The sequence below is a fragment of the Pseudomonas sp. fls2-241-TYG-175 genome (assembly GCF_030209155.1).
Classification (GTDB): Bacteria; Pseudomonadota; Gammaproteobacteria; order Pseudomonadales; family Pseudomonadaceae; genus Aquipseudomonas; species Aquipseudomonas viridiflava.
Window position 1 is genome coordinate 139,519 of sequence record NZ_JARVSO010000013.1, and the last position, 21,964, is coordinate 161,482.

Genomic DNA, 21,964 nt, shown 5'->3' on the forward strand with positions numbered 1-21,964 from the left:
GCCAGACGTCAGCCGCTAATCCGCACATTCACCAGACCGGTCCAGCCCCCGATCTCTCCAAAGCCTCCAGACCCTGTCCCATCCGGCCTCATGGCTCACGCCCTCAACCACCACCACCTGATTGCACACACCGCTGCGCAACCGCTCGCGATACGCCTGTGCCAGCGCAGTCGGAACGACTTCATCCAGAGTCCCTGAGAAATGCCGTTGAGGGATGCCCGCCAACCGACGCGGGTAGTCCAGTGGATCGAGTGAGCCTGCAAGGGGTGTCAGGTGATGGGTGTGTGCCCATAGGCGCGGGCTGAGGTTGCCTGCGAGCGTCTGGACTTGGGTCACGTCATCTCGCTGAGCAGCCAGCAGCAGCGCCAGGGCGGCCCCGCCGGAGTAGCCGACCAGTTCGAATGACGGGTTGCCATAACGCTGTTTCAGAAGGTCAAGTGCCTGGCTGAGGCTGGTGACGACCTCCTGCGAGAAACGTCGATCTGTCCAGAGCGCTGTCTTACAGCCAGCCGAGGTGACGAACTGGCAAGGTCGTGCGAGGTAGGCGTTGGGTGTCGGGTCGTCGATGGCCAGACGCGGCACCAGCAATTTTCGGGGGCTGGGGTCGAGGCTGGGTTGGGTCGCAGTGGCCCAGGCATGACCGTCGCCTTCAAGGTAAACGCGCAGACGGCCCGCAGGCGGGACATGGTTCGGCAGCAGCGCAGCCAGCCCGAACGGCTGGCCGGGCAGGATTTGCAGTTGCCGACCATGCTCGTCAGCCAGTTGTTGCAATGCCTGACGCGGCGATTGGCAGCCTGCTATGAGGGCGCCGATCAGCAGCGCCATCAAAGCCTGAAAGAAAACGCCCCAGCGATAAGGGCCGGGACGGGAGTTAGTCATCAGAAGTCGTAACGCACTTTTGCCGAGAACACATCGGCATCGAAATCCGACTTGCCGATGTAGTCGTAATTCAGACCAAGGGTGATCGCCCCCAGTTTGTAATCCGCACCCACGCCTGCTTCGTAGCTGTCACGTACCGCCCTGGCACCGCTGGTCACGAACGGTGTGCTGCCGAGCAGGAAGGTCGATGTGCTCTTGGCCTCGTCGGCGGCGAAGTCGTGATACGCCATCAGTTTGGCTTGCGGTTCCAGCGTGCCCGCGCCGAGAACGAAACTGCCCGCCACTCGTACACCCGCGCCCAGCTCGATGGCTTCATAGCGCTGGTCTTCGACCTTCAACGCGGCCGACGAGTTTTTCTCGCGATAGCCGTCGATGTTCACCTGGCTGTAACGCGCAGCCAATCGTGGCTCGATCAGCGTTTGCGGGGTGACGTGGTAGGTGTAGCCGCCCACCAGATTCAGGCCCAACAGGTCGCTGTCATAGTCCGATTTGGCACGCGTACCGGCAATGCTGCGTTTGCCCTGATTGTCGTTGAGGCCGTAGGTCAGGCTGGAATCGACAAAGTAGTTGCCCAGTTCGAAACCGCTGTACAGGGTGAATGCATGGCTGTCGACTTCGGTCTTGTTGCCGTTTTTGCCATTCACGTCGGTATTGATGAAGCTGTACGCCAGACCCACGGTCAGGTTCTCGTTCAACTTGCCGTCAGCGCCGACTGCAACGCCGTGGCTATAGGCGTTATAGCCCGCCACGCCGTCACGCTGGCCTTGAGTGGCGTCGCTGTAAAGCGACTGGACCCATACGCCCGCTTCCTTGAAGCCTTCGCCCGACGACGCGCCGCGTATCGAGCTGGTGCGGCTGCCGGTGACGCCACTGATCAGGCTCTGGCTGGTGGTCGCGGCACGGGTTGCGCCGCCGTTGATTTCCGGCGTCAGTTGCGAGGCCAGCCTGGCAACCTGAGCTTCATCAGCGTTCAGCAAGGCTTGCTTGAACGGATCGCTATCGTTCATTTTGCCGATGATGCTGTCATCGACGAGGTTGACCAGCGTTTTCTGGCTATTGGTCGAGCCGCCGTTATCGGTGACGATCTGGGCAACCAGTTCCTTGCCTTTGGCCGTCACCACCGCAACCACTTGAGTACCGCTGACGGTGTAACTGTCGACGTTGAGCAGCGCCGATGTGCTGACGACATCAAGCTTACCGTTCGGGTCGACTTTCACACCCTCTTTGTCAAGCAGATCAATTCGGCCTGCCTCGAGCAGTTTGTAGGTAGTGCCTGTGGCGCTGAAATCCTCACCCTTGGCGGCCAGCCTGATCTGGGCACCTGGTTCGAACTGGGCGGCGTCGGTGACTCTCAGGACGGCCGTATTCACGTTGGTGGCACTGCTGAGATTCAGGGCCAGCGCAGAGTTGCCTGCGACGTAAATGCCGCCATTGATGCTGGTGTGCGGAGCTTCCAGCGTAAAGGTGGTCGACGGGCTGTCGATATAACCTACTGCGATCACACCATCCTTTTTCAGACGGATGTTATAGCCGTCAGTGCTGGTATTGGTCGCCGTGAAGGACGTGTCACCTTCCAGTTCAATATTACTCAGGTCTATCAGGTTGCCGACAATGACACTGCCCTTGCGCAGGATCAGTTCGACCGGGCGATTGCTTGCTGAGGCATCGATGGCCTTGTCGGCAGAAATGATCGAGCCATTGTTGAAGATATTGAAATCGCCTCTTTCAAGGAACCACGGCTGAGCGCCCGGCAAATTGAAGCGAGTATTACCGATGGCGATGGCAGTACCCTGCCCGCGTATCGTCCCGTCGTTGGTCAGGTGCGTGGTGTTGCCGGTGAAGCTGGCGCCGTCGATCCGCACGCCTTCAGCGTTTTCACCTGTAGCGACAATGGTGCCCTGGTTGTTGAAATAGCCCAGCTCTGCAAAAGCCCCCGAGCTGCTGGTGGTCAGGTCAACACCCGTCGCGCCCTTGCCGGAGACATCGATCTGGCCACGATTGAAGAAGGTGCCGACGATCTTGCCGCCCTCTACGCTGACACCTTTCACCCCTTCTCCGCCGCTGCTGGTGATGGCGGCATTGAGAATCAGATCCTTGTCGACCCTCGAACCGTTGAGACCGACGATAGTCTGCAAACCGCTCCCGCTATAACTTCCGCCCATGTCGAGGTTACCAGTGTGAGTCTGGCCCTGGCTTTTGAAGCCGGCATTGGTCAGTTGAACGGTTTCGGCGAATGCGGGCATCGCGTAGGCGGCCACCGAGAGGGCGAGCAGGGTCTTGCGCAGAACAGGGATCACAGTTCATTCCTTTAACAGCGTATTGGACAAGCTTCCGTGCGTGGTAGAACCTGACTGTAATAGCGGGCAGTGGCGTCGCGCAGAAGGGCGCGGCGAGAATACAGAAAGGCCATCATAATGGCATCATTTATTTGACGTCATTAAAACGACAACAGCCTGTATTCGAGACTACTCATAGATAAAATAAAACTACGATATCCGCGATTTTTGCAGCAATCTGCTGCACAACAGCTCGCCGTTGCAGACTGAAAAATCTGCAATCGAACGCTTGACGCGGTTTTCAACTCATACCTTCAGCGTTCAACGATTCCCACCTCACACCACTCACTGAGGCCTTCCGTATGACTGACACTCCCTATACTCCGCCCAAGGTCTGGCAGCACGAAGCCGCGTCAGGCGGCACCTTCGCCAGCATCAATCGTCCCACCGCCGGCCCTACGCACGAAAAGGAACTGCCGGTCGGCAAGCACCCGCTGCAGCTTTATTCGCTGGCCACGCCGAACGGCGTCAAAGTCACGATCATGCTGGAGGAATTGCTGGAACTGGGACACAGCGGCGCGGAATACGATGCTTGGCTGATCAAGATCTCCGAGGGCGATCAGTTCTCCAGTGGGTTTGTCGGGGTCAATCCGAACTCGAAGATCCCGGCGCTGGTGGATCGCAGTCACGACACGCCGGTGCGTGTGTTCGAATCGGGATCGATTCTGCTGTACCTCGCGGAGAAGTTTTCCAGCTTCCTGCCCGCCGATCCGGCCGGGCGGACCGAAACATTGAACTGGCTGTTCTGGCAGATGGGTGCAGCGCCTTATCTGGGCGGCGGTTTCGGGCATTTCTATGCCTACGCGCCTGAGAAACTGGAATACCCGATCAACCGTTTCGCGATGGAAGCCAAGCGTCAGCTGGACGTGCTGAACCGTCGTCTTGGAGAAAGCCGTTATCTGGGAGGCGACACTTACACCATCGCCGACATCGCCGTCTGGCCGTGGTATGGCGCGCTGGTGCAGAACAAGGTGTATTCGGCGGCAGAGTTTCTATCGGTGCACGAATACCCGAACCTGATCCGCTGGACCGAAGAAATCGCAGCGCGGCCTGCAGTGATACGCGGCAAGAAGGTGAATCGCACCTGGGGCGAGGAATCGGAGCAGGTTCCAGAGCGGCACCAGGCGTCTGATCTGGATAAGTAAGGCGTCACGCGGCGCTGTTGTGATGCTTCAACCAGCATCACATCAGTGCCGACACGATGGCCAACATCGCTTAACCTTATGCGCTGTTGATCCGCCATCTGACACCGGAGCCCCACATGCCGCACGACAAAGACCCACGCGCCCACACCGCCCTGTCGCAACGCGGCCGCAGTGCAGGCAGCGGTCCGGGGTTGTCGGTCAATCCGCCGGTCGTGCGGATCAGTACGGTCCTGTTCGACAGCCTCGCGGCCTTGCGCGAAGCGGAAGTGCGGACGGCCGGGCCTGAGCGCTCGTTGACGTACGGTGCCAACGGCAACCCGACGGCGTTTGCGTTGCAGGACCTGATCACTGAACTGGAAAGCGCCCACGGCACCTGCCTTTATCCCACCGGGCTGGCTGCGGTCGCTCAGATGTTTCAGTCGTTTTTGCGTCCCGGCGATCATGTGCTGATGACAGAGTCGGTCTACGGGCCGGTGCGGCGTCTGGCCAACACGATGCTGAAAGCGTTCGACATCCAGTTCGATTACTACGCCGCGAATGGCAGCAACATCGAATCTCTGATCAAGCCCAACACACGCATGATCTACGCCGAAGTGCCCGGTTCGCTGACCTTCGACATGTGTGATCTGCCTGCGCTTTCGCGGCTGTGCAAAGCGAAAAATCTGTTGCTGGCTGTGGATAACTCGTGGGGGTCTGGCGTGTTGTTCAAGCCGCTTGAGCTGGGTGCAGACATTTCACTGATGGCGCTGACCAAGTACGTGGCCGGGCATTCGGACGTGATGATGGGCAGTGTCAGCGTTACCGAAGCCCATTGGAAAACCCTCAAAACCATGAACATCGCCGTTGGCAATACGGTCAGCCCGGACGATGCGTATCTGGTGCTGCGTGGCGCCCGCAGTCTGGCGGCACGTATGGCTATGCATGAGCGTCATGCCCTGCAGGTTGCGCAGTGGCTGCTGGAGCAACCGCAGGTGGCGCGAGTGCTGTATCCGGCGCTCGAGAGCGATCCGGGCCACGCCATCTGGAAGCGGGATTTCCATGGCTGCAATGGTTTGCTCAGTTTCGAATTCAAGACGACCGATCGTCAGGTGCTCGACCGTTTCGTCGGTGCCCTGAAGCTGTTCGGGATCGGTTATTCGTGGGGCGGTTTCGAAAGCCTCATCACCGAGATTGAACAACATGGCCCCGATCGCGGTGACGGCCCGATGCTACGCCTGCAAATCGGTCTGGAAAGCCCGGACGACCTGATCGCCGACCTGCGGTCAGGTTTCGCCGCAGTCTGAACCCTGCGGGCTAATCTGAAAGCGCTACAGCGCTGTCATCCGGCTGCCGAACAGGTCGCCGTCATTTGCCCCACGGGCGTCGCTCTGCTAGTGTCGCCCGGTTTAATCTCTACCGGAAATGCCCTCATGGCCCGCAAGAAAGCTGCACTGGATTTCGAACAGTCTCTCGCTGATCTGCAAACGCTGGTAGAGCGACTGGAGAATGGCGAGTTGTCACTGGAAGACTCTCTCACCGCCTTCGAACAGGGCGTGCGTCTGACGCGCGACTGTCAGAGCGCTCTGACCGCTGCCGAGCAGAAGGTTCAGGTGTTGCTGGAGCGCGATGGTGAACTGGCCGAAGAGCCTTTCGACGACGCGGAATTGCCTGAATGATCGCGAGCTACCAAGCGCAAAGCCAGGCCCGCGTCAACGCGGCGCTCGAAGGTCTGTTTCAAGCCCCAACCCCTGAATTGACACGCCTCTACGACGCCATGCGCTACAGCGTTATGAATGGCGGCAAACGCGTGCGCCCGTTGCTGGCCTATGCAGCATGTGAGGCACTGGGTGGTGTCGCGGAAGATGCCAACGGCGCGGCCTGTGCGGTCGAGCTGATCCATGCCTATTCGCTGGTGCATGATGATTTGCCTGCGATGGACGATGACGATTTGCGTCGCGGCCAACCCACGACCCACAAGGCGTTTGACGAAGCCTGCGCGATTCTGGCGGGCGACGGCCTGCAGAGTCTGGCGTTCACCGCCCTGCTCGCGCCGAACCTGACCTCACGTGACGCGCAGACGCGCCTGCAGATGGTCAGCACTCTGGCGACAGCAGCCGGTCCGGCCGGCATGGTGGGTGGTCAGGCGATCGATCTGGGTTCGGTGGGTTTGAAGCTGGATCAGGCTGCACTGGAATACATGCACCGCCACAAGACCGGCGCGTTGATCGAAGCCAGTATTCGACTGGGCGCACTGGCCAGCGGCCGCGCAGACCAGACACAACTTGATGCACTTCAAGTGTATGCCCGGGCCGTAGGCCTGGCTTTTCAGGTGCAGGACGACATTCTCGACGTGGAAAGTGACACTGCCACCCTCGGCAAACGCCAGGGCGCCGACATTGCACGCGACAAGCCGACCTACCCTGCCTTGCTGGGGCTTGAAGCTGCCAAAGGCTACGCCCTGGAGCTTCGCGATCAGGCGCTGACTGCACTAGAATTGTTCAGTAATGCAGCAGAACCTTTGCGAGAACTGGCCCGTTACATCGTTGAACGCCGTCACTGATCAGCATTACCGACCATCGAAATCGGGTGAATCAACAGCGCTTCATCCGGTCACAGTCATCAGGTCCGGTTCAGCCGGACGCCGCTGATGCACTTCATGGGCAGCTTGCGATGCATAAGGTAAACTGCCGCCTCTTTTACTTATAACGATTCGCCTGATGCCCACGACGTTCAAAGAGATTCCCCGCGAGCGCCCGGTTACGCCGTTGCTCGACCGAGCCAATACACCGGATGGCCTGCGCCTTCTGGGTGAAGCCGAGCTGGAAACCCTGGCCGATGAGCTGCGCCTGGAACTGCTCTACTCCGTTGGCCAGACCGGAGGGCATTTTGGTGCCGGTCTCGGCGTCATCGAGCTGACCATCGCCCTGCATTACGTGTTCGACACGCCGGACGACCGCCTGGTGTGGGACGTTGGCCATCAGGCCTACCCACACAAGATCCTGACGGGCCGTCGCGCGCGCATGTCCACGCTGCGCCAGAAAGACGGTGTCGCGGCATTCCCGCGTCGCAGCGAGAGCGAGTACGACACGTTCGGCGTTGGTCACTCCAGCACCTCAATTAGCGCGGCTCTTGGCATGGCGATTGCCTCGCGCCTGCAGGGCAGCGACCGCAAGTCCATCGCCGTGATCGGCGACGGCGCGCTGACGGCGGGCATGGCATTCGAGGCGTTGAACCACGCCCCGGAAGTGGCCGCAAACATGCTGGTCATCCTCAACGACAACGACATGTCGATCTCGCGCAACGTTGGCGGGCTGTCCAACTATCTGGCCAAGATCCTTTCCAGCCGCACGTATGCAAGCATGCGTGAAGGCAGCAAAAAGGTGCTTTCGCGCCTGCCCGGTGCCTGGGAAATCGCCCGTCGCACCGAGGAATACGCAAAAGGCATGCTGGTTCCCGGCACGCTGTTCGAAGAGCTGGGCTGGAATTACATCGGGCCTATCGACGGTCACGACCTGCCGACGCTGATCGCCACGTTGCGCAACATGCGTGACCTCAAGGGTCCGCAATTCCTGCATGTGGTCACCAAGAAAGGCAAGGGTTTTGGTCCGGCCGAAATCGACCCGATCGGCTACCACGCGATCACCAAACTCGAACCGTTGAATGCGCCTGTCGCGATCCCGAAAAAGGTCAGCGGCCCAAAGTATTCCGGTGTGTTTGGTCAGTGGCTGTGCGACATGGCTGAAGCGGATTCACGGCTGGTGGGTATTACGCCAGCCATGAAGGAAGGCTCGGATCTGGTCGATTTCAGTGAGCGTTACCCTGAGCGTTATTTCGACGTGGCGATTGCCGAGCAGCACGCCGTCACGCTGGCTGCGGGCATGGCCTGTGAAGGCAGCAAGCCGGTGGTCGCGATCTATTCCACCTTCCTGCAACGCGGTTATGACCAACTGGTGCATGACGTAGCGGTGCAGAATCTCGACGTTTTGTTCGCCATCGACCGCGCCGGTCTGGTGGGCGAAGACGGCCCGACGCATGCGGGCAGCTTCGACTTGTCTTACCTGCGCTGCATCCCCGGCATGGTGGTGATGACGCCGAGCGACGAAAACGAACTGCGCAAGATGCTCAGCACCGGCTACCTGCATAACGGCCCTGCCGCCGTGCGCTATCCGCGTGGGATGGGTCCAAACGCCGTGATCGAAAAGGACCTTGAGCCTGTTGAAATCGGCAAGGGCATCGTGCGTCGTCAGGGTCAGGGCGTCGCGATTCTGGTGTTCGGCGTGCAACTGGCCGAAGCCTTGGTCGTTGCGCAGAAGCTGGACGCTACAGTCATCGACATGCGCTTCGTGAAGCCGCTCGATGAAGCACTGGTTCGTGAGGCAGCCGCCAATCACGAACTGCTGGTCACGCTCGAAGAGAACGCCATCATGGGTGGCGCGGGCGCGGCGGTCAGTGAGTTCTTGGCGCGAGAAAACATCCTCAAATCCGTGCTGCACATTGGTTTGCCGGACGTTTACGTCGAACACGCCAAACCTGCGCAGATGCTGGCCGAGTGTGGCCTGGATGCGCCAGGCATCGAAGCGGCGATCAACAAGCGGCTGACGCTGATTGGTTGATTGACGCGAAAACATTGAAAGCGCTCATTGAGCGCTTTTTTTGTGTTTAACACCGCTCAGGACGCTCCGCGTCCGCGCTCCCCCGCTGCCGTCAGCCTAGCTGCGATGGAATCCGGTACAGATACAGCAGCACCACGCTCGCAAATGCCAGCAGGCAGACGGGCAATGGGTGCAGGCCGAAGAGCACGGCAATGGCGGCGATCCAGGCAGGGAGCCCGGCGTAGAGGAAGGCCAGACGTCGAACAGCGGCAAGGTGCAGCCAGGCGGCGGGTTCCTGAGGGGTGTCGAGTGCGGTCTGGGTGGTGATCAACGCACGCTTGTAAGCCCCGAACGGCTTGAGGCTGACGAACATCGAACCCACGCCTGCGACGAACAGCGGAAGAGCCAGCACGGTCATCATCGGTTCGTTACTGCCGAAAAACAGGCAGACGACCAGCAACGGCGCAAGGGTGAGGCCGAGCTGGCGCCACCATGCCATCGCCAGTCGCTGGCGAACCTGACTGCGGGTCAAGCGGGCCCAACCTCGCTCTGATGCTCGTTGCCCATCATATGGCCCAGCTTGCCGGCCTTGGTGGCCAGGTACAGCTTGTTATGCGGATTCTGACCGGTGTGCAGCGGCACGCGCTCCGCAACCTTGATCCCCATGTCGGTCAAGGCTTTGACCTTGCGCGGGTTGTTGGTCATCAGACGCAGCGACTGGACACCCAGATGCTGAAGCATCGGCAGGCAGATCGCGTAGTCGCGCTGATCAGCCGCAAAACCCAGACGCTCGTTGGCTTCAACGGTGTCGGCACCGCCGTCCTGCAATTCGTAGGCGCGAATCTTGTTCATCAGGCCGATACCACGACCTTCCTGACGCAGGTACAACAGCACGCCGCGGCCTTCAGTAGCAATGGCGCGCAAAGCAGCTTCAAGCTGGGAACCACAATCGCAACGCTGACTGAACAAGGCGTCGCCGGTCAGGCATTCGGAATGAATACGACCCAGAACAGGGGTGCCATCTGCCACGTCACCCAGACTCAGGACAACGTGTTCACGCCCGGTTGCCGACTCGATGAAGCCGTGCATGGCAAATTCTGCAAAAGGTGTGGGCAGTTTGGAAGCGGCGACAAATACGACGGGCACCGTGTGCTCCTAATCAGTATGAAGACTGGAAATTCGCAAGATTTGCATTGTAACAGCAGGTTCCTGCAGACGCTTAGGCTGAATTCTCGGGCATTCAGATCGTAAAGTTCGATCGATAGAACCCAATCGAACCCCAAGCGGGCGGGACATTCACGACCCACCCCGAAAATGCTGGTAACCACGGGTCGACGGCGTGACGTCCTGTCCGTCGCCATCAATCAGCGCGACGCCCTGCCCCGCAACGACTCGGCCGATGACATGCACCGGCCAGCCGGCTTCCAGCAAGGCTGCCAGATGAACCGGTGGCAGCGTGAACGCCAACACGTAGTCATCGCCGCCGCTGAGAGCCTTTTGCCGAGCGGACTGAGTGTCGAAAAGCGTGAGCAGTTCGGCGGACATTGGCAGCGTGTCGCGCTCGATCAACAGTCGGACGTTCGATGCCTGGGCAATATGTCCACAGTCGGCGAGCAGGCCGTCGGAAATGTCCAGCGCGGACGTGGCGTTGCCACGCAGCGCCTGACCGAGCGCCAGTTGCGGCTGAGGCGACCAATAGCGCGCCAGCAAAGGCTCTGCAACAGACGGCTCGGCGTTGCGCTCACCCAGGACCAGCGGCAAGGCTCCGGCAGCGTCACCCAGCGCACCACCGACGCACAGCAGGTCGCCTTCCCGGGCACCGCTGCGTGTCAGCGCCAGCCCGGCGGGCACGCCGCCAAACACAGTCAGCGTCAGGCTCAACGGTCCACGGGTCGTGTCGCCGCCGATCAGGCTCAACGAACAATGTTGCGCCATCCGGCTCAGCCCGAACGCGAATGCCTCGAGCCAGTCGATATCGACGCTCGGCAAGGTCAAAGCCAGGGTGAAGCCGACAGGACGCGCGCCCATGGCCGCCAGATCACTGGCAGACACCGCCAGCGCGCGCTGGCCGAGCAGAAAAGGGTCGCAGACTTCGGGAAAATGCACCCCGGCAACCAGGGTGTCGGTGGAGATCGCCATCTGTTCGCCGGGCGGCAACGCCAGCAAGGCGCAATCGTCGCCGATGCCCAGCGCCACTTCTTCGCGCGCCTGCGCACAGGGCGCAGCGGCGAAGTAATGACGGATCAGCTCGAACTCTCCCATGAAGGTCAGGCGCTGATCAGCGCTTGTGGGCCTTCACTTCGACTTCACGCAGGCGCGGCGCCAGCTTGTCCAGCACGCCGTTGACGAACTTGTGGCCGTCAGTGGAGCCGTAGACCTTGGCCAGCTCGATGCCTTCGTTGATCACGACGCGGTAAGGAACGTCGATACGCTTGAGCAATTCGAAGGTGGACAGGCGCAGAACCGCCAGCTCGACCGGATCGAGTTCTTCGATGGTCAGGTCCAGGCAAGGCGACAGCGCTGTGTCGATCTCGGTCTTGTTGGTGGCAACACCGTGCAGCAGCTCACGGAAGTAAGCGCCGTCAACGTTGCTGAAGTCGTTGTCGACACGGAACTGTGCCTCGATTTCGTTCAGCGAATGACCTGCCATGTGCCATTGGTACAGGGCCTGGGTCGCCATCTGACGCGCTTCGCGACGCTTGGCGCTCTTGCCTTTGGCGGCCTCGGGCGACTTGGCATCGCGCGGGTTGAACTGATCGGTATCGTCGGAAATCACTTGGCCTCCAGCTGCGACAGCAGACTGACCATTTCGATGGCGGACAAGGCAGCTTCAGCGCCCTTGTTGCCAGCCTTGGTGCCGGAGCGCTCGATGGCCTGCTCGATCGAATCGACCGTCAGCACGCCGAAGGCAACCGGAACACCGAATTCCATGGAAACCTGAGACAGGCCCTTGACGCACTCACCGGCGACGTATTCGAAGTGCGGGGTGCCGCCACGAATGACCGCGCCCAGCGCGACGATGGCGGCGAACTCGCTGCGTTGCGCAACTTTCTGCACAACCAGTGGAATCTCGAAAGCACCCGGCGCACGGATGATGGTGATGTCGCTTTCGCTCACGCCATGGCGTACCAGCGCATCAACGGCACCGCTCACCAGGCTTTCCACGACGAAGCTGTTGAAACGGCCAACCACCAAGGCATAGCGGCCTTGGGGGGCGATGAAGGTACCTTCGATGGTCTTCAAGGTCATTCGGTGAGTCTCGTATTAAAGAGCAAGCCCGCCTTGAGGCGGACTTTGGAGGATTTTAGGCCACGAATCACAACTGTCAGGCCGATGGACACGAAAAACAGGCTTTCGCGTGCATCGACCTGCCGGTATTTATTCGGAGGGCACGTATTCTACAACTTCCAGATCGAAACCGGATATCGCATTGAACTTCATTGGTGAACTCATCAGGCGCATTTTGCGCACGCCCAGGTCACGAAGGATCTGCGAACCCGCGCCGACGGTGCTGTAAGTGGTCGGTGTCTTGATCGGTTGCTGCCCGGCCGTTTCGCGGATATGGGCCAGCACCACGTCGCCATCCAGCGGATGACCCAGCAGCAGAACCACACCGCTGCCAGCCTTGGAGACCGCGCTCATGGCGGCTCTCAGGCTCCAGCGGCCTGGCTGCTTGACCATCAGCAGGTCGCGCAGCGGGTCCATGTTGTGCACACGCACCAGGGTCGGTTCTTCCGCGCAGATCTTGCCCAGCGTCAATGCGAGATGGACATCGCCTTCGACCGAATCGCGGTAGGTCACCAGGTTGAAATGCCCCAGTTCGCTGTCCATCGGCTGCTCGGCAATCCGCTGAACGGTACGCTCGTGGATCATCCGATAGTGAATCAGGTCGGCGATGGTACCGATCTTGATGTCGTGTTCGAGGGCAAATGCCTCAAGCTCCGCACGACGCGACATGGTGCCATCGTCGTTCATGACTTCGCAGATCAGACCGCTCGGTTCGAAACCGGCCATTCGCGCCAGGTCGCACGCGGCTTCGGTATGACCGGCGCGGGCCAGCGTGCCGCCTGCCTGAGCCATCAGCGGGAAGATATGGCCGGGGCTGACGATGTCATCTGCCTTGGCGTCCTTCGCAGCAGCAGCCTGCACGGTGCGCGCGCGGTCTGCAGCCGAGATGCCGGTGGTCACGCCTTCGGCGGCCTCGATTGACACGGTGAACTTGGTGCCGAAACCGGAACCGTTGCGCGGCGCCATCAGCGGCAGCTTCAGGGTCTCGCAGCGCTCGCGGGTCATCGGCATGCAGATCAGGCCACGTGCGAAACGGGCCATGAAGTTGATGTGCTCAGGCTTGACGCATTCGGCGGCCATGATCAGGTCGCCTTCGTTCTCGCGGTCTTCGTCATCCATCAGGATGACCATCTTGCCCTGGCGAATGTCTTCTACCAGCTCTTCGATACTGTTGAGCGCCACGCGGCACCCCCTTCAATCAATTCAGGATTTGAGGTAGCCGTTCTCGGCCAGAAAGCTTTCGGTGATGGTGCCGTGACCCGGCTCTGCGGCCTTGTCGCCCAGCAGCAGACGCTCCAGATAGCGCGCCAGCAGGTCGACTTCCAGATTCACCTTACGGCCTGGACGGTAGTCGGACATGATGGTCTCGCTCAGCGTGTGCGGGACGATGGTCAGCTCAAACTCGGCGCCGTTGACCGAGTTGACGGTCAGGCTGGTGCCATCGACCGTGATCGAGCCCTTGTGGGCGATGTACTTGGCCAGTTCGCGCGGCGCTCGCACACGAAACTGGATGGCGCGGGCGTTATCTTCACGCGAGACGATCTCGCCCACGCCGTCGACGTGACCGCTGACCAGATGACCGCCCAGACGCGAGGTTGGCGTCAGGGCCTTTTCCAGGTTCACGCGGCTGCCTGACTTGAGGTCAACGAAGGCGGTGACGGTGAGGGTTTCACGACTGACGTCGGCCCAGAAGCCGTCGCCGGGCAGTTCGACGGCCGTCAGGCACACGCCGTTGACGGCGATGCTGTCGCCCAGTTGGACGTCGCTCAGGTCGAGCTTGCCGGTTTCCACATAAACGCGGACATCGCCGCCTTTAGGGGTCAGTGCGCGGATGCTGCCGATGGAAGCGATGATGCCGGTAAACATGAGTCCTCCTGGAGAACAAGGGCTTCGCGTTTAGCGAAAGCCTGGAATTATACGCCGGGTACGGGAACAGGGAGAGCAATGACTCGCCAGTCATTGCCGACGGCGCGCATTTCTACGATCTTCAGTTCCAGCGCTTCGCTCATCTGCGCCAGCGGCAGGTCGAGCAGCGGTCGGGCCGAGGAACCGAGAAACTTGCCGGCGATGAAAATCTGGAATTCGTCCACCAGCCCAAGACGCGTGAACGCACCCGCCAGCCGCGGACCGGCTTCGACCAGTACTTCGTTGACGCCGCGAGTCCCCAGTTCAGTGAGCAACTTGCGCAGGTCCACGTGACCTGCGCTGTCAGCCATCGCGACAATCTCGTGGCCTTCATCGTGATAACGACCCCGGGCCGACGCTGCGGCGCAGGTGGCGACCAGCGCACTGCCTGCCTGAAAGAATGGCGCGTCGAGCGGCACGCGCAGACGGCCGTCGATCAATACACGCAGTGGTGCACGAGCCGCCGCCAATGCAGTCAACTCAGCGTTCAGGCCCAGCTCGTCCGGGCGCACGGTCAGGCGGGCCTTGTCGGCCAGCACGGTATCGGCACCGGTCAGCACCACACTCGATTGCGCCCGCAGACGCTGAACCGCAGAACGCGCTTCGGGACCTGTAATCCACTGGCTTTCACCGCTGGCCATGGCCGTGCGGCCATCCAGACTCATCGCCAGCTTGACCCGCACATAAGGCTGGCCGGTTTCCATGCGCTTGATAAAGCCCTTGTTCAGGGCACGCGCTTCGGCTTCGAGCACGCCGCACTGGACTGCAATGCCTGCGGTCATCAATCGCAGCAAGCCACGACCGGCCACTTCTGGGTTGGGGTCCTGCATGGACGCCACGACCCGTGTGACCCCGGCATTCACCAGCGCATCGGCGCAGGGCGGCGTACGACCATGGTGGCTGCACGGCTCAAGGGTGACGTAGGCGGTTGCGCCTCTGGCCTGTTCGCCAGCCTGACGCAACGCATGGACTTCGGCATGAGGCTCGCCAGCAAGGGCATGCCAGCCCTCGCCGACGATCTGTCCTTCCCGCACGATCACGCAACCGACCCGAGGGTTGGGGTGCGTGGAATACAGCCCTTTTCGCGCCAGTTCCAGCGCCCGGGCCATGTAATGAACGTCCAGAGCAGCCTGTTCAGTCAGCAATGCACTCATTCCTTGCCAGGCTCGCGGGCCAGGCGGTCGATTTCTTCACGGAATTCGTTGAGGTCCTGAAAGCGCCGGTAAACCGAGGCGAACCGGATGTAGGCCACTTCGTCGAGTTTCTGCAACTCGCCCATGACCAGTTCACCGACGACGAGGGATTTGACTTCACGCTCCCCGGTCGCACGCAGCTTGTGCTTGATATGCGCCAGCGCCGCTTCGAGACGTTCGACACTGACGGGGCGTTTCTCGAGGGCACGCTGCATACCGGCGCGCAATTTCTCTTCATCGAAGGGCTGACGGCTGCCGTCGGTCTTGATCAGGCGCGGCAGCACCAGCTCGGCGGTTTCGAACGTGGTGAAGCGTTCGCCGCAGGCCAGACACTCGCGACGGCGGCGGACTTGTTCGCCTTCGGCGACTAGGCGGGAGTCGATGACTTTGGTGTCATTGGCACCGCAGAAGGGACAGTGCATGGTGGCAGGCAACAAAAGAATGAGGAGCGCCATGGTAGCGCATCCCGCTGGCAAGACAAGGCTTGGGGTTTACGGTATATAGACGCGCAATATCGTGATGTGAAATTGCCCGAGCTCGGTAATACTGCATCGGTATCCGGCGTCGTACAGCCTTTCGTTTTTTGTCTTGTGGAGCTCTTGATGACGCTACGCCCCCTTTTTCTGCTCGGACTGTTCGGCTTGCTGGCCGCCTGCAGCAGCAATGACGCCCCCGAGCCGGTCCCGGCCAAGCCTGTTGCGCCAGCGATCAAACTTCCCACCGGCCCAGGTCCGTTGCAGCCTTATCAGCGCGAATTGAGCGGTCAATTGCTGGGTGTACCAGCTGGGGCCGAAGTCGAGCTGGCGATGCTGGTGGTCGATGAACGCAATCGTCCGCAAAAATTGCTGACCAGCACCAAGCTGCAAGGTAACGGGCAGTCGCTGCCGTTCCAGTTGCGCTTCAACCCGGAAGCCTTTCCGGTGGATGGCCGGGTCGAGTTGCGTGGCCGGGCCAGCCAGTCGGGGCAACTGATTCTGCATCTGCCGTCGATGCGCATTCAGCAGGCCACCAGCCAGGCCTTGGGGCAGTTGCAGTTCGTCAAGGCACCATGACCGCTCCGCAACACCTTCAGCAGGCGCTGCACGAATTGCTCGGCGATGCCCGGCTGGTAGTGACAGCGCTGCCGCAGACCACGCTGAAGCTGTGGCTTATCGACGCCGACAACATGGACCGCGCCTTCAGCCCGGACGAGACGCGCCGCATCCTGGAAGAGCCGCCTTACTGGAGTTTCTGCTGGGCGAGCGGTCTGGCGCTGGCGCGTTTTCTGGCCGAGCAGCCGCACTGGGTAAAGGGCAAGCGCGTGCTGGACTTCGGTGCGGGCTCAGGCGTCGCGGGCATTGCTGCCGCCAAGGCGGGCGCGCTGGAAGTGGTGGCCTGCGATCTCGATCCGTTGGCAATCGCTGCGTGCAAGGCCAACGCAGACCTCAACGACGTGCGCTTGAACTACTCGGCGGACTTCTTCGCCGAGGCCGACCGCTTCGACCTGATTCTGGTCGCAGACGTACTCTACGACCGCGCCAACCTGCCCTTGCTCGACCACTTCCTGAGGCGCGGCCGTGAAGCGCTGGTGGCAGACTCGAGGGTTCGGGATTTTCAGCACCCTGCCTATGAACGCCTGGACATGCTCCATGCGCTGACCCTGCCCGATCTGGCCGAGCCGCACGAGTTTCGTGATGTGAGCCTGTATCACGCCGTACGCGCATAACGGCCCTCAAGGACAGGCCCAATTTGCCAGACAACATGCAGGCAGCATGAGAACCACACTCTATGTGGGAGGCGGCTTGCCGGCGATGGCGTCAGGACAGCCACTGAAGCGTCGCCTGAAAGAATGCTTCGCCGGCAAGCCGCCTCCCACAGTTTGAGTCGGTGTCCGACCAACCTGATCTACTGATCACCCCCGCTCTCCCCGAGACTTCCCTTTCAGCATTCCCCGGCGGGCTTTATAGTTGGCGGCATTCAGATTCTCCGAGACGCGCCATGAGCCAGGACACTGCTTACATCTTCGATGCAACCACGGCGACTTTCGATCAGTTGGTGATCGACAAGTCATTCGACCAACCCGTGCTGGTGGATTTCTGGGCCGAGTGGTGTGCGCCGTGCAAGGTGCTGATGCCTCTGCTGCAACAGATCACCGAGAGCTACCAGGGTGAATTGCTGCTGGCCAAGGTGAACTGCGACGTTGAGCAGGACATCGTCGCCCGTTTCGGCATCCGCAGCCTGCCAACCGTGGTGCTGTTCAAGGATGGCCAGCCGGTGGACGGTTTTGCCGGAGCACAGCCGGAATCGGAAATCCGCAAGATTCTCGAACAACACGTGGTCATGCCACCGCCGCCCGCTGCCGATCCGCTCAAGCAGGCGCAGGAATTGTTTGCAGAGAGCCGCTTTGCCGACGCTGAAGCCATGCTCAAAGTCGTGCTGGGCGAAGACAACACCAACGCTGCGGCGCTGATTCTGTACGCGCGCTGCCTAGCTGAACGTGGCGAGCTGAGTGAAGCGCGTCAGGTGCTGGATGCCGTCAAGAGTGACGCCCACAAGGCCGAACTCGCGGGCGCCAAGGCGCAACTGACCTTTCTTGCCGAAGCCGCCACCCTGCCGGATGCTGCCGAGTTGAAAAGCCGTCTGGCGCAAAATCCGCAGGACGACGAAGCGTCCTATCAACTGGCCATCCAGCAGTTGTCCCGTCAGCAGTACGAAGCGGCGCTGGACGGGTTGCTCAAGCTGTTCATCCGTAATCGCAATTACGCTGAAGGTCTGCCACACAAGACGCTACTGCAGGTGTTCGACTTGTTGGGCAACGACCATCCACTGGTGACGATGTACCGTCGCAAGCTGTTCGCAGCGCTGTACTAAGCAAGACGCTGGCCGGTGCCGGTATCCCAAGGATGCCAGACACCGGTCAGCGTTGAGTCATTTGGCAGCCACCCAGCTGTACAGCGGCGCATCTGCCCCGCTCTCGACTTTCACATTCGCGCAATGCCGCAAACGCACCAACAGGCGTTTGCCCGCTGCGGTGCTGCCCGCGACGCCTTCCAGTTGCGCCAGAAGGTCCGGCCCGCTCATCTGTCCGGCCTTTTGCAACAGGTCCTGCGCCACCTGCCAGACCTTGTCGTCCTGATTGATCGGCCTGCTCTCGACCACTGCCTGCGCCTCTTCAGGCGCCGAGGCCTTCAACTGCGCGCCCAACTGGGCCCAATCGCCTTCGTCCAGTTCCAGTGTCAAATCCACCGGCCACTGGCCCACGGTTCCACGAATACGCAACATGATATGCACCTGCTGACAGTCAGACGCACATGCTCCCACACGTGGGCGCGCATTCCCACGTTCAGTCACACAGCCAGCGACTCATCAATGACTCATCGCCCATCATGAAGCTGCCGAACGCCCTGATGTCGTAAACGTTTTCCCAGTGCTCGACGATCTTTCCATCGCGAAAGCGCCACAGACCGCAGAACGGCATGGCGATTTTCTTGCGCTCGCAGGTGGCGCGCATGTAGCCCATGACCGAACCGAAGTGGTCATCGGCCACGATTTCGTGGACGTCCATGTACAGGGTCTGGCGGGTGTGCTCGATCAGGTCCAGCTCATGGTTCTGCACCGACCGTCTGCCGATGACCATGGACAATCCGCCCCGGGCACCTCGATCCGCCTTGTGCAGCACAATGTCGTGATCCGCGAACTCGGCGATGCGGGCCAGATCCTTGTAGATCGCACGCAGGGTTTCGACGTTGGGATGGAGCTTTTTCATGAGGGGTCTTCCTTGAGGCGGCGCAGGTCCCTGGATGTATTGCTGCCACTGACGACGCATCCTGCATTCATTCAGTGGCTACCCCATTCAGGGTAGGATCTGACGACCTGGTCCGTGAGAACGGTTCGGCATAATCCGGACCTGCGCTATTCCAGCCCTCGTTGCTGGAAGCACCGTCGTTCAGGAAAAAACACCTCACGCCACGCATGACTTGTTATAAGATCACATAACGATTTTTCCCGAAAACGCACCACCGGAGTCTGTTATGCGCCGTCTGCTACTCGCCCTGCCCTTCGCCCTGCTGCCACTTGCTGTCGCCCATGCCGCTGAAGAACACGATCATGATCACGGCGCAGAACACGGCAGCCTTGGCGCTCATGAGCACGGTGTCGGGCGTCTGGACGTAGTATTGGAAGGCAAGACGCTGGAGTTCGAATTCGACAGCCCGGCCATGAACATTGTCGGGTTCGAGCACGAGGCAACGTCGGCTGAAGACAAGGCCAAGCTGGCCAAGGCGCGTGAGTTTCTGCTCAAGCCCAATGCGCTGTTCAGCATCGCCGATGCCGCCAACTGCTCGGCCACGTCGGTCAAAGTGGAAAGCCCGCTGTTCGGCGACAAGGATGATGATCACGAAGAACACGCCAAAGACGGCGACGCCGATCATCACGAACACAGCGAAATTCATGGCACTTACAAATTCGTCTGTGATGCACCTGCCATCCTGAAGAAGCTCGACCTGTCGCAGATCTTCAAAACATTCCCCGACACCAAGAAGCTTCAGGTACAACTGATCTCGCCAAGTGGCCAGTCGGGTGCAGAAGTGATTGCAGCGAACCCTACGCTGAAGTTCTGATCCCCCTTCGCGGCACATTGACCGGGCCTGGCCCGGTCTTTTGATTTTCAACCGAGCGTGAGTCAGACCATGACCCAAGCACTGATCGAGCTGTCCGACCTGAGCTTCAACTGGCCGGGTCAGCCGCAGCTTCTGGACATCCCCGAATTTCGCCTGGAAACCGGCGAAACCCTGTTCCTCAAAGGCCCGAGCGGCAGCGGCAAGACTACGCTGCTGGGCCTGCTGGGCGGTGTGCAAAAACCCACTCGCGGCACCATCCGCCTGCTGGGGCAGGAGCTTTCGAGCCTGTCCGCAGCAGCGCGGGACCGTTTCCGCGTCGACCACACCGGCTATATTTTTCAGCAGTTCAACCTGCTGCCGTTTCTGTCGGTGCGCGAGAACATCGAACTGCCCTGCCACTTTTCCAAAGTCCGCGCCGAGCGTGCGAAACAGCGGCATGGCAGCGTTGAAAAAGCGACAACGACCCTGCTGACTCACCTGGGTCTGAAAGACCCGGCCATGCTGACCCGACGTGCAGACTCGCTGTCCATCGGCCAGCAACAACGTGTCGCGGCAGCACGCGCCCTGATCGGTCAACCGGAACTGGTGATCGCCGACGAGCCGACCTCTGCACTGGACGCCGACTCACGCGAAGCCTTCATTCGCCTGCTGTTCGCCGAATGCCGCGAAGCTGGCGCCAGCCTGTTGTTCGTCAGTCATGACCAGAGCCTGGCACCGCTGTTCGATCGCAACCTGTCGCTCAGCGACCTCAATCGCGCCGCCGTTGCCGTGGAGATTTGAGATGTATCTGTTTCGTCTGGCCATGGCCAGCCTGGCCAACCGCCGCTTCACCGCGCTCCTCACCGTCTTTGCCATCGCCCTGTCGGTCTGCCTGCTGCTGGCTGTCGAGCGGGTGCGTACCGAAGCCCGTACCAGTTTCGCCAGCACCATCAGCGGCACGGACCTGATCGTCGGCGCACGCTCCGGCTCGATCAACCTGCTGCTGTACTCGGTGTTTCGCATCGGCAACGCCACCAACAACATCCGCTGGGACAGCTTCGAACATTTTGCCGAGAGCAAGCAGGTGAAATGGGCGATTCCGATTTCACTCGGCGACTCGCATCGCGGCTACCGGGTGATGGGCACCAACGCGTCGTACTTCGAGCATTATCAGTTTGGCCGCCAACAGCATCTGGAGCTGGCCGAAGGGCGTGAATTCAAGACCGATCCGTTCGAAGTCGTGCTCGGTTCGGAGGTCGCCAAGGCGCTGCATTACAAGCTGGGCGACAAGCTGGTGCTGGCTCACGGCGTAGCGGCGATCAGTCTGGTCAAGCATGACGACAAGCCGTTCACCGTGGTCGGCATCCTCAAACCCACCGGCACACCGGTAGACCGCACACTGCACATCAGCCTGGGCGGAATGGAAGCCATCCACATCGATTGGCACAACGGCGCGCCGGCTCGTGGCAATGAACGCATCTCTGCCGATCAGGCGCGTAACATGGACCTGACGCCGACGGCGATCACAGCATTCATGCTCGGCCTGAAAAGCAAGATCTCGACCTTCAGTCTGCAGCGCGAGATCAACGAATACCGTGGCGAACCCATGCTTGCGATTCTGCCGGGCGTGGCCTTGCAGGAACTGTGGAGTCTGATGGGCACGGCTGAAAAGGCTCTGTTCGTGATTTCGCTGTTCGTGGTGCTGACGGGGCTGATCGGCATGCTGACGGCCATCCTCACCAGCCTCAACGAACGCCGCCGCGAGATGGCAATCCTGCGGTCGGTTGGTGCCAGACCCTGGCACATCGCGAGCCTGCTGATACTCGAAGCTTTCGCGCTGGCACTGGCGGGTGTTGTCAGTGGCCTTGCACTGCTCTATATCGGTATCTTCGTGTCTCAGGATTACGTAATAAATACTTACGGTTTGTACCTCTCGCCTATGCCACCTGGCCAATATGAATGGACATTGCTGGGTGGCATCCTCGCTTGCGCGCTGTTGATGGGAACCGTGCCAGCCTGGCGAGCCTACAGGCAGTCACTGGCAGATGGTCTGTCGATTCGTTTATGAGG

Annotated in this window: 24 protein-coding genes; 11 read left to right on the top strand and 13 right to left on the bottom strand. The window is 60.6% G+C overall.

From position 1 onward, the window contains the following. Positions 1 to 15: 15 nt before the first annotated feature. Positions 16 to 879 (bottom strand): hypothetical protein, encoded by an 864-nt coding sequence (locus QRN20_RS11085; protein ID WP_029241882.1) that lies wholly within the window; start codon positions 877 to 879, stop codon positions 16 to 18. Beyond that, complete coding sequence (locus QRN20_RS11090) at positions 879 to 3,122, bottom strand: autotransporter family protein (RefSeq protein ID WP_122414929.1); 2,244 nt, start codon at positions 3,120 to 3,122, stop codon at positions 879 to 881. The genes QRN20_RS11085 and QRN20_RS11090 overlap by 1 nt, the downstream gene beginning before the upstream one ends. Positions 3,123 to 3,517: 395 nt before the next feature. Between QRN20_RS11090 and yghU the strand changes: the two genes are divergently transcribed. From yghU to dxs, 5 genes are all read left to right on the top strand, one after another. After that, complete coding sequence (gene yghU, locus QRN20_RS11095; protein WP_025995558.1) at positions 3,518 to 4,360, top strand: glutathione-dependent disulfide-bond oxidoreductase; 843 nt, start codon at positions 3,518 to 3,520, stop codon at positions 4,358 to 4,360. Positions 4,361 to 4,476: 116 nt separating this feature from the next. Next, positions 4,477 to 5,643 (top strand): cystathionine beta-lyase, encoded by a 1,167-nt coding sequence (gene metC, locus QRN20_RS11100; RefSeq protein ID WP_029241885.1) that lies wholly within the window; start codon positions 4,477 to 4,479, stop codon positions 5,641 to 5,643. Positions 5,644 to 5,769: 126 nt separating this feature from the next. After that, positions 5,770 to 6,015 (top strand): exodeoxyribonuclease VII small subunit, encoded by a 246-nt coding sequence (locus tag QRN20_RS11105; RefSeq protein ID WP_004883751.1) that lies wholly within the window; start codon positions 5,770 to 5,772, stop codon positions 6,013 to 6,015. Further along, complete coding sequence (locus tag QRN20_RS11110; protein ID WP_029241886.1) at positions 6,012 to 6,899, top strand: polyprenyl synthetase family protein; 888 nt, start codon at positions 6,012 to 6,014, stop codon at positions 6,897 to 6,899. The genes QRN20_RS11105 and QRN20_RS11110 overlap by 4 nt, the downstream gene beginning before the upstream one ends. Positions 6,900 to 7,056: 157 nt before the next feature. Beyond that, positions 7,057 to 8,952, top strand: a complete 1,896-nt coding sequence (dxs, locus tag QRN20_RS11115; protein WP_122544629.1) for a 1-deoxy-D-xylulose-5-phosphate synthase — start codon at positions 7,057 to 7,059, stop codon at positions 8,950 to 8,952. 91 nt (positions 8,953 to 9,043) lie between these two features. Here dxs and QRN20_RS11120 read toward each other — a convergent pair whose 3' ends face one another. From QRN20_RS11120 to nrdR, 9 genes are all read right to left on the bottom strand, one after another. Then, positions 9,044 to 9,463 carry a hypothetical protein gene (locus QRN20_RS11120; protein WP_004883748.1) on the bottom strand — a complete coding sequence of 140 codons (420 nt, stop codon included), beginning with the start codon at positions 9,461 to 9,463 and terminating at the stop codon, positions 9,044 to 9,046. Then, on the bottom strand, positions 9,460 to 10,077 hold the full coding sequence (gene ribA / locus QRN20_RS11125) for a GTP cyclohydrolase II (protein WP_029241888.1): 618 nt from the start codon (positions 10,075 to 10,077) through the stop codon (positions 9,460 to 9,462). Before ribA ends, QRN20_RS11120 begins: the two co-directional genes overlap by 4 nt. A gap of 150 nt (positions 10,078 to 10,227) precedes the next feature. Beyond that, positions 10,228 to 11,193 (bottom strand): thiamine-phosphate kinase, encoded by a 966-nt coding sequence (gene thiL / locus QRN20_RS11130; RefSeq protein ID WP_043305246.1) that lies wholly within the window; start codon positions 11,191 to 11,193, stop codon positions 10,228 to 10,230. A gap of 16 nt (positions 11,194 to 11,209) precedes the next feature. Next, positions 11,210 to 11,707: a transcription antitermination factor NusB gene (gene nusB, locus QRN20_RS11135; RefSeq protein ID WP_004883745.1), complete on the bottom strand. Its 498-nt coding sequence runs from the start codon at positions 11,705 to 11,707 to the stop codon at positions 11,210 to 11,212. Then, positions 11,704 to 12,180, bottom strand: a complete 477-nt coding sequence (gene ribH, locus QRN20_RS11140; RefSeq protein WP_002555427.1) for a 6,7-dimethyl-8-ribityllumazine synthase — start codon at positions 12,178 to 12,180, stop codon at positions 11,704 to 11,706. The genes nusB and ribH overlap by 4 nt, the downstream gene beginning before the upstream one ends. 129 nt (positions 12,181 to 12,309) lie before the next feature. Beyond that, on the bottom strand, positions 12,310 to 13,401 hold the full coding sequence (gene ribBA / locus QRN20_RS11145; RefSeq protein WP_025995567.1) for a bifunctional 3,4-dihydroxy-2-butanone-4-phosphate synthase/GTP cyclohydrolase II: 1,092 nt from the start codon (positions 13,399 to 13,401) through the stop codon (positions 12,310 to 12,312). Positions 13,402 to 13,422: 21 nt separating this feature from the next. Beyond that, the gene (locus tag QRN20_RS11150; RefSeq protein ID WP_004883743.1) at positions 13,423 to 14,085 is read right to left on the bottom strand and encodes a riboflavin synthase; all 663 of its coding nucleotides are present in this window, start codon (positions 14,083 to 14,085) and stop codon (positions 13,423 to 13,425) included. A 47-nt stretch (positions 14,086 to 14,132) separates the two neighbouring features. Then, the gene (gene ribD, locus QRN20_RS11155; RefSeq protein WP_074454453.1) at positions 14,133 to 15,278 is read right to left on the bottom strand and encodes a bifunctional diaminohydroxyphosphoribosylaminopyrimidine deaminase/5-amino-6-(5-phosphoribosylamino)uracil reductase RibD; all 1,146 of its coding nucleotides are present in this window, start codon (positions 15,276 to 15,278) and stop codon (positions 14,133 to 14,135) included. After that, positions 15,275 to 15,739 carry a transcriptional regulator NrdR gene (nrdR, locus tag QRN20_RS11160; RefSeq protein WP_004883741.1) on the bottom strand — a complete coding sequence of 155 codons (465 nt, stop codon included), beginning with the start codon at positions 15,737 to 15,739 and terminating at the stop codon, positions 15,275 to 15,277. The genes ribD and nrdR overlap by 4 nt, the downstream gene beginning before the upstream one ends. A 180-nt stretch (positions 15,740 to 15,919) precedes the next feature. On the opposite strand from nrdR, the gene QRN20_RS11165 reads away from it, so the two are divergent. From QRN20_RS11165 to trxA, 3 genes are all read left to right on the top strand, one after another. Next, the gene (locus tag QRN20_RS11165; protein ID WP_004883740.1) at positions 15,920 to 16,369 is read left to right on the top strand and encodes a YbaY family lipoprotein; all 450 of its coding nucleotides are present in this window, start codon (positions 15,920 to 15,922) and stop codon (positions 16,367 to 16,369) included. Continuing rightward, positions 16,366 to 17,022: a class I SAM-dependent methyltransferase gene (locus tag QRN20_RS11170; RefSeq protein WP_122412619.1), complete on the top strand. Its 657-nt coding sequence runs from the start codon at positions 16,366 to 16,368 to the stop codon at positions 17,020 to 17,022. Before QRN20_RS11165 ends, QRN20_RS11170 begins: the two co-directional genes overlap by 4 nt. A 272-nt stretch (positions 17,023 to 17,294) precedes the next feature. Continuing rightward, a complete protein-coding gene (gene trxA / locus QRN20_RS11175) occupies positions 17,295 to 18,167 on the top strand; it encodes a thioredoxin (RefSeq protein WP_285360377.1) in 873 nt (290 codons plus the stop codon). A 57-nt stretch (positions 18,168 to 18,224) separates the two neighbouring features. Here trxA and QRN20_RS11180 read toward each other — a convergent pair whose 3' ends face one another. Next, complete coding sequence (locus QRN20_RS11180; protein WP_122429210.1) at positions 18,225 to 18,578, bottom strand: hypothetical protein; 354 nt, start codon at positions 18,576 to 18,578, stop codon at positions 18,225 to 18,227. A gap of 61 nt (positions 18,579 to 18,639) precedes the next feature. Next, on the bottom strand, positions 18,640 to 19,062 hold the full coding sequence (locus QRN20_RS11185; RefSeq protein ID WP_004883736.1) for a nuclear transport factor 2 family protein: 423 nt from the start codon (positions 19,060 to 19,062) through the stop codon (positions 18,640 to 18,642). Positions 19,063 to 19,327: 265 nt separating this feature from the next. Here QRN20_RS11185 and QRN20_RS11190 point away from each other — a divergent pair, with 265 nt between their 5' ends. The 3 genes from QRN20_RS11190 to QRN20_RS11200 all read left to right on the top strand — a co-directional run bounded on the left by QRN20_RS11190 (position 19,328) and on the right by QRN20_RS11200 (position 21,962). Continuing rightward, the gene (locus tag QRN20_RS11190) at positions 19,328 to 19,915 is read left to right on the top strand and encodes a DUF2796 domain-containing protein (protein ID WP_029241894.1); all 588 of its coding nucleotides are present in this window, start codon (positions 19,328 to 19,330) and stop codon (positions 19,913 to 19,915) included. Between the two features lie 69 nt (positions 19,916 to 19,984). Then, positions 19,985 to 20,695: an ABC transporter ATP-binding protein gene (locus QRN20_RS11195; RefSeq protein ID WP_043305254.1), complete on the top strand. Its 711-nt coding sequence runs from the start codon at positions 19,985 to 19,987 to the stop codon at positions 20,693 to 20,695. A 1-nt stretch (position 20,696) separates the two neighbouring features. Further along, a complete protein-coding gene (locus tag QRN20_RS11200; protein WP_122418145.1) occupies positions 20,697 to 21,962 on the top strand; it encodes an ABC transporter permease in 1,266 nt (421 codons plus the stop codon). Positions 21,963 to 21,964: the final 2 nt, after the last annotated feature.

What these genes read in the sequence shown, in the direction of transcription:
- dxs (WP_122544629.1), top strand. Translation starts at nt 7,057, where the DNA reads ATGCCCACGACGTTCAAAGAGATTCCCCGCGAGCGCCCGGTTACGCCG.
- QRN20_RS11195 (WP_043305254.1), top strand. Translation starts at nt 19,985, where the DNA reads ATGACCCAAGCACTGATCGAGCTGTCCGACCTGAGCTTCAACTGGCCG.
- QRN20_RS11090 (WP_122414929.1), bottom strand. Translation starts at nt 3,122, where the DNA reads ATGCCCGCATTCGCCGAAACCGTTCAACTGACCAATGCCGGCTTCAAA.
- QRN20_RS11165 (WP_004883740.1), top strand. Translation starts at nt 15,920, where the DNA reads ATGACGCTACGCCCCCTTTTTCTGCTCGGACTGTTCGGCTTGCTGGCC.
- QRN20_RS11150 (WP_004883743.1), bottom strand. Translation starts at nt 14,085, where the DNA reads ATGTTTACCGGCATCATCGCTTCCATCGGCAGCATCCGCGCACTGACC.
- QRN20_RS11200 (WP_122418145.1), top strand. Translation starts at nt 20,697, where the DNA reads ATGTATCTGTTTCGTCTGGCCATGGCCAGCCTGGCCAACCGCCGCTTC.
- trxA (WP_285360377.1), top strand. Translation starts at nt 17,295, where the DNA reads ATGAGCCAGGACACTGCTTACATCTTCGATGCAACCACGGCGACTTTC.
- QRN20_RS11190 (WP_029241894.1), top strand. Translation starts at nt 19,328, where the DNA reads ATGCGCCGTCTGCTACTCGCCCTGCCCTTCGCCCTGCTGCCACTTGCT.
- nrdR (WP_004883741.1), bottom strand. Translation starts at nt 15,739, where the DNA reads ATGCACTGTCCCTTCTGCGGTGCCAATGACACCAAAGTCATCGACTCC.
- QRN20_RS11105 (WP_004883751.1), top strand. Translation starts at nt 5,770, where the DNA reads ATGGCCCGCAAGAAAGCTGCACTGGATTTCGAACAGTCTCTCGCTGAT.
- QRN20_RS11110 (WP_029241886.1), top strand. Translation starts at nt 6,012, where the DNA reads ATGATCGCGAGCTACCAAGCGCAAAGCCAGGCCCGCGTCAACGCGGCG.
- QRN20_RS11185 (WP_004883736.1), bottom strand. Translation starts at nt 19,062, where the DNA reads ATGAAAAAGCTCCATCCCAACGTCGAAACCCTGCGTGCGATCTACAAG.
- thiL (WP_043305246.1), bottom strand. Translation starts at nt 11,193, where the DNA reads ATGGGAGAGTTCGAGCTGATCCGTCATTACTTCGCCGCTGCGCCCTGT.
- QRN20_RS11180 (WP_122429210.1), bottom strand. Translation starts at nt 18,578, where the DNA reads ATGTTGCGTATTCGTGGAACCGTGGGCCAGTGGCCGGTGGATTTGACA.
- QRN20_RS11170 (WP_122412619.1), top strand. Translation starts at nt 16,366, where the DNA reads ATGACCGCTCCGCAACACCTTCAGCAGGCGCTGCACGAATTGCTCGGC.
- metC (WP_029241885.1), top strand. Translation starts at nt 4,477, where the DNA reads ATGCCGCACGACAAAGACCCACGCGCCCACACCGCCCTGTCGCAACGC.
- ribH (WP_002555427.1), bottom strand. Translation starts at nt 12,180, where the DNA reads ATGACCTTGAAGACCATCGAAGGTACCTTCATCGCCCCCCAAGGCCGC.
- yghU (WP_025995558.1), top strand. Translation starts at nt 3,518, where the DNA reads ATGACTGACACTCCCTATACTCCGCCCAAGGTCTGGCAGCACGAAGCC.
- QRN20_RS11085 (WP_029241882.1), bottom strand. Translation starts at nt 879, where the DNA reads ATGACTAACTCCCGTCCCGGCCCTTATCGCTGGGGCGTTTTCTTTCAG.
- ribD (WP_074454453.1), bottom strand. Translation starts at nt 15,278, where the DNA reads ATGAGTGCATTGCTGACTGAACAGGCTGCTCTGGACGTTCATTACATG.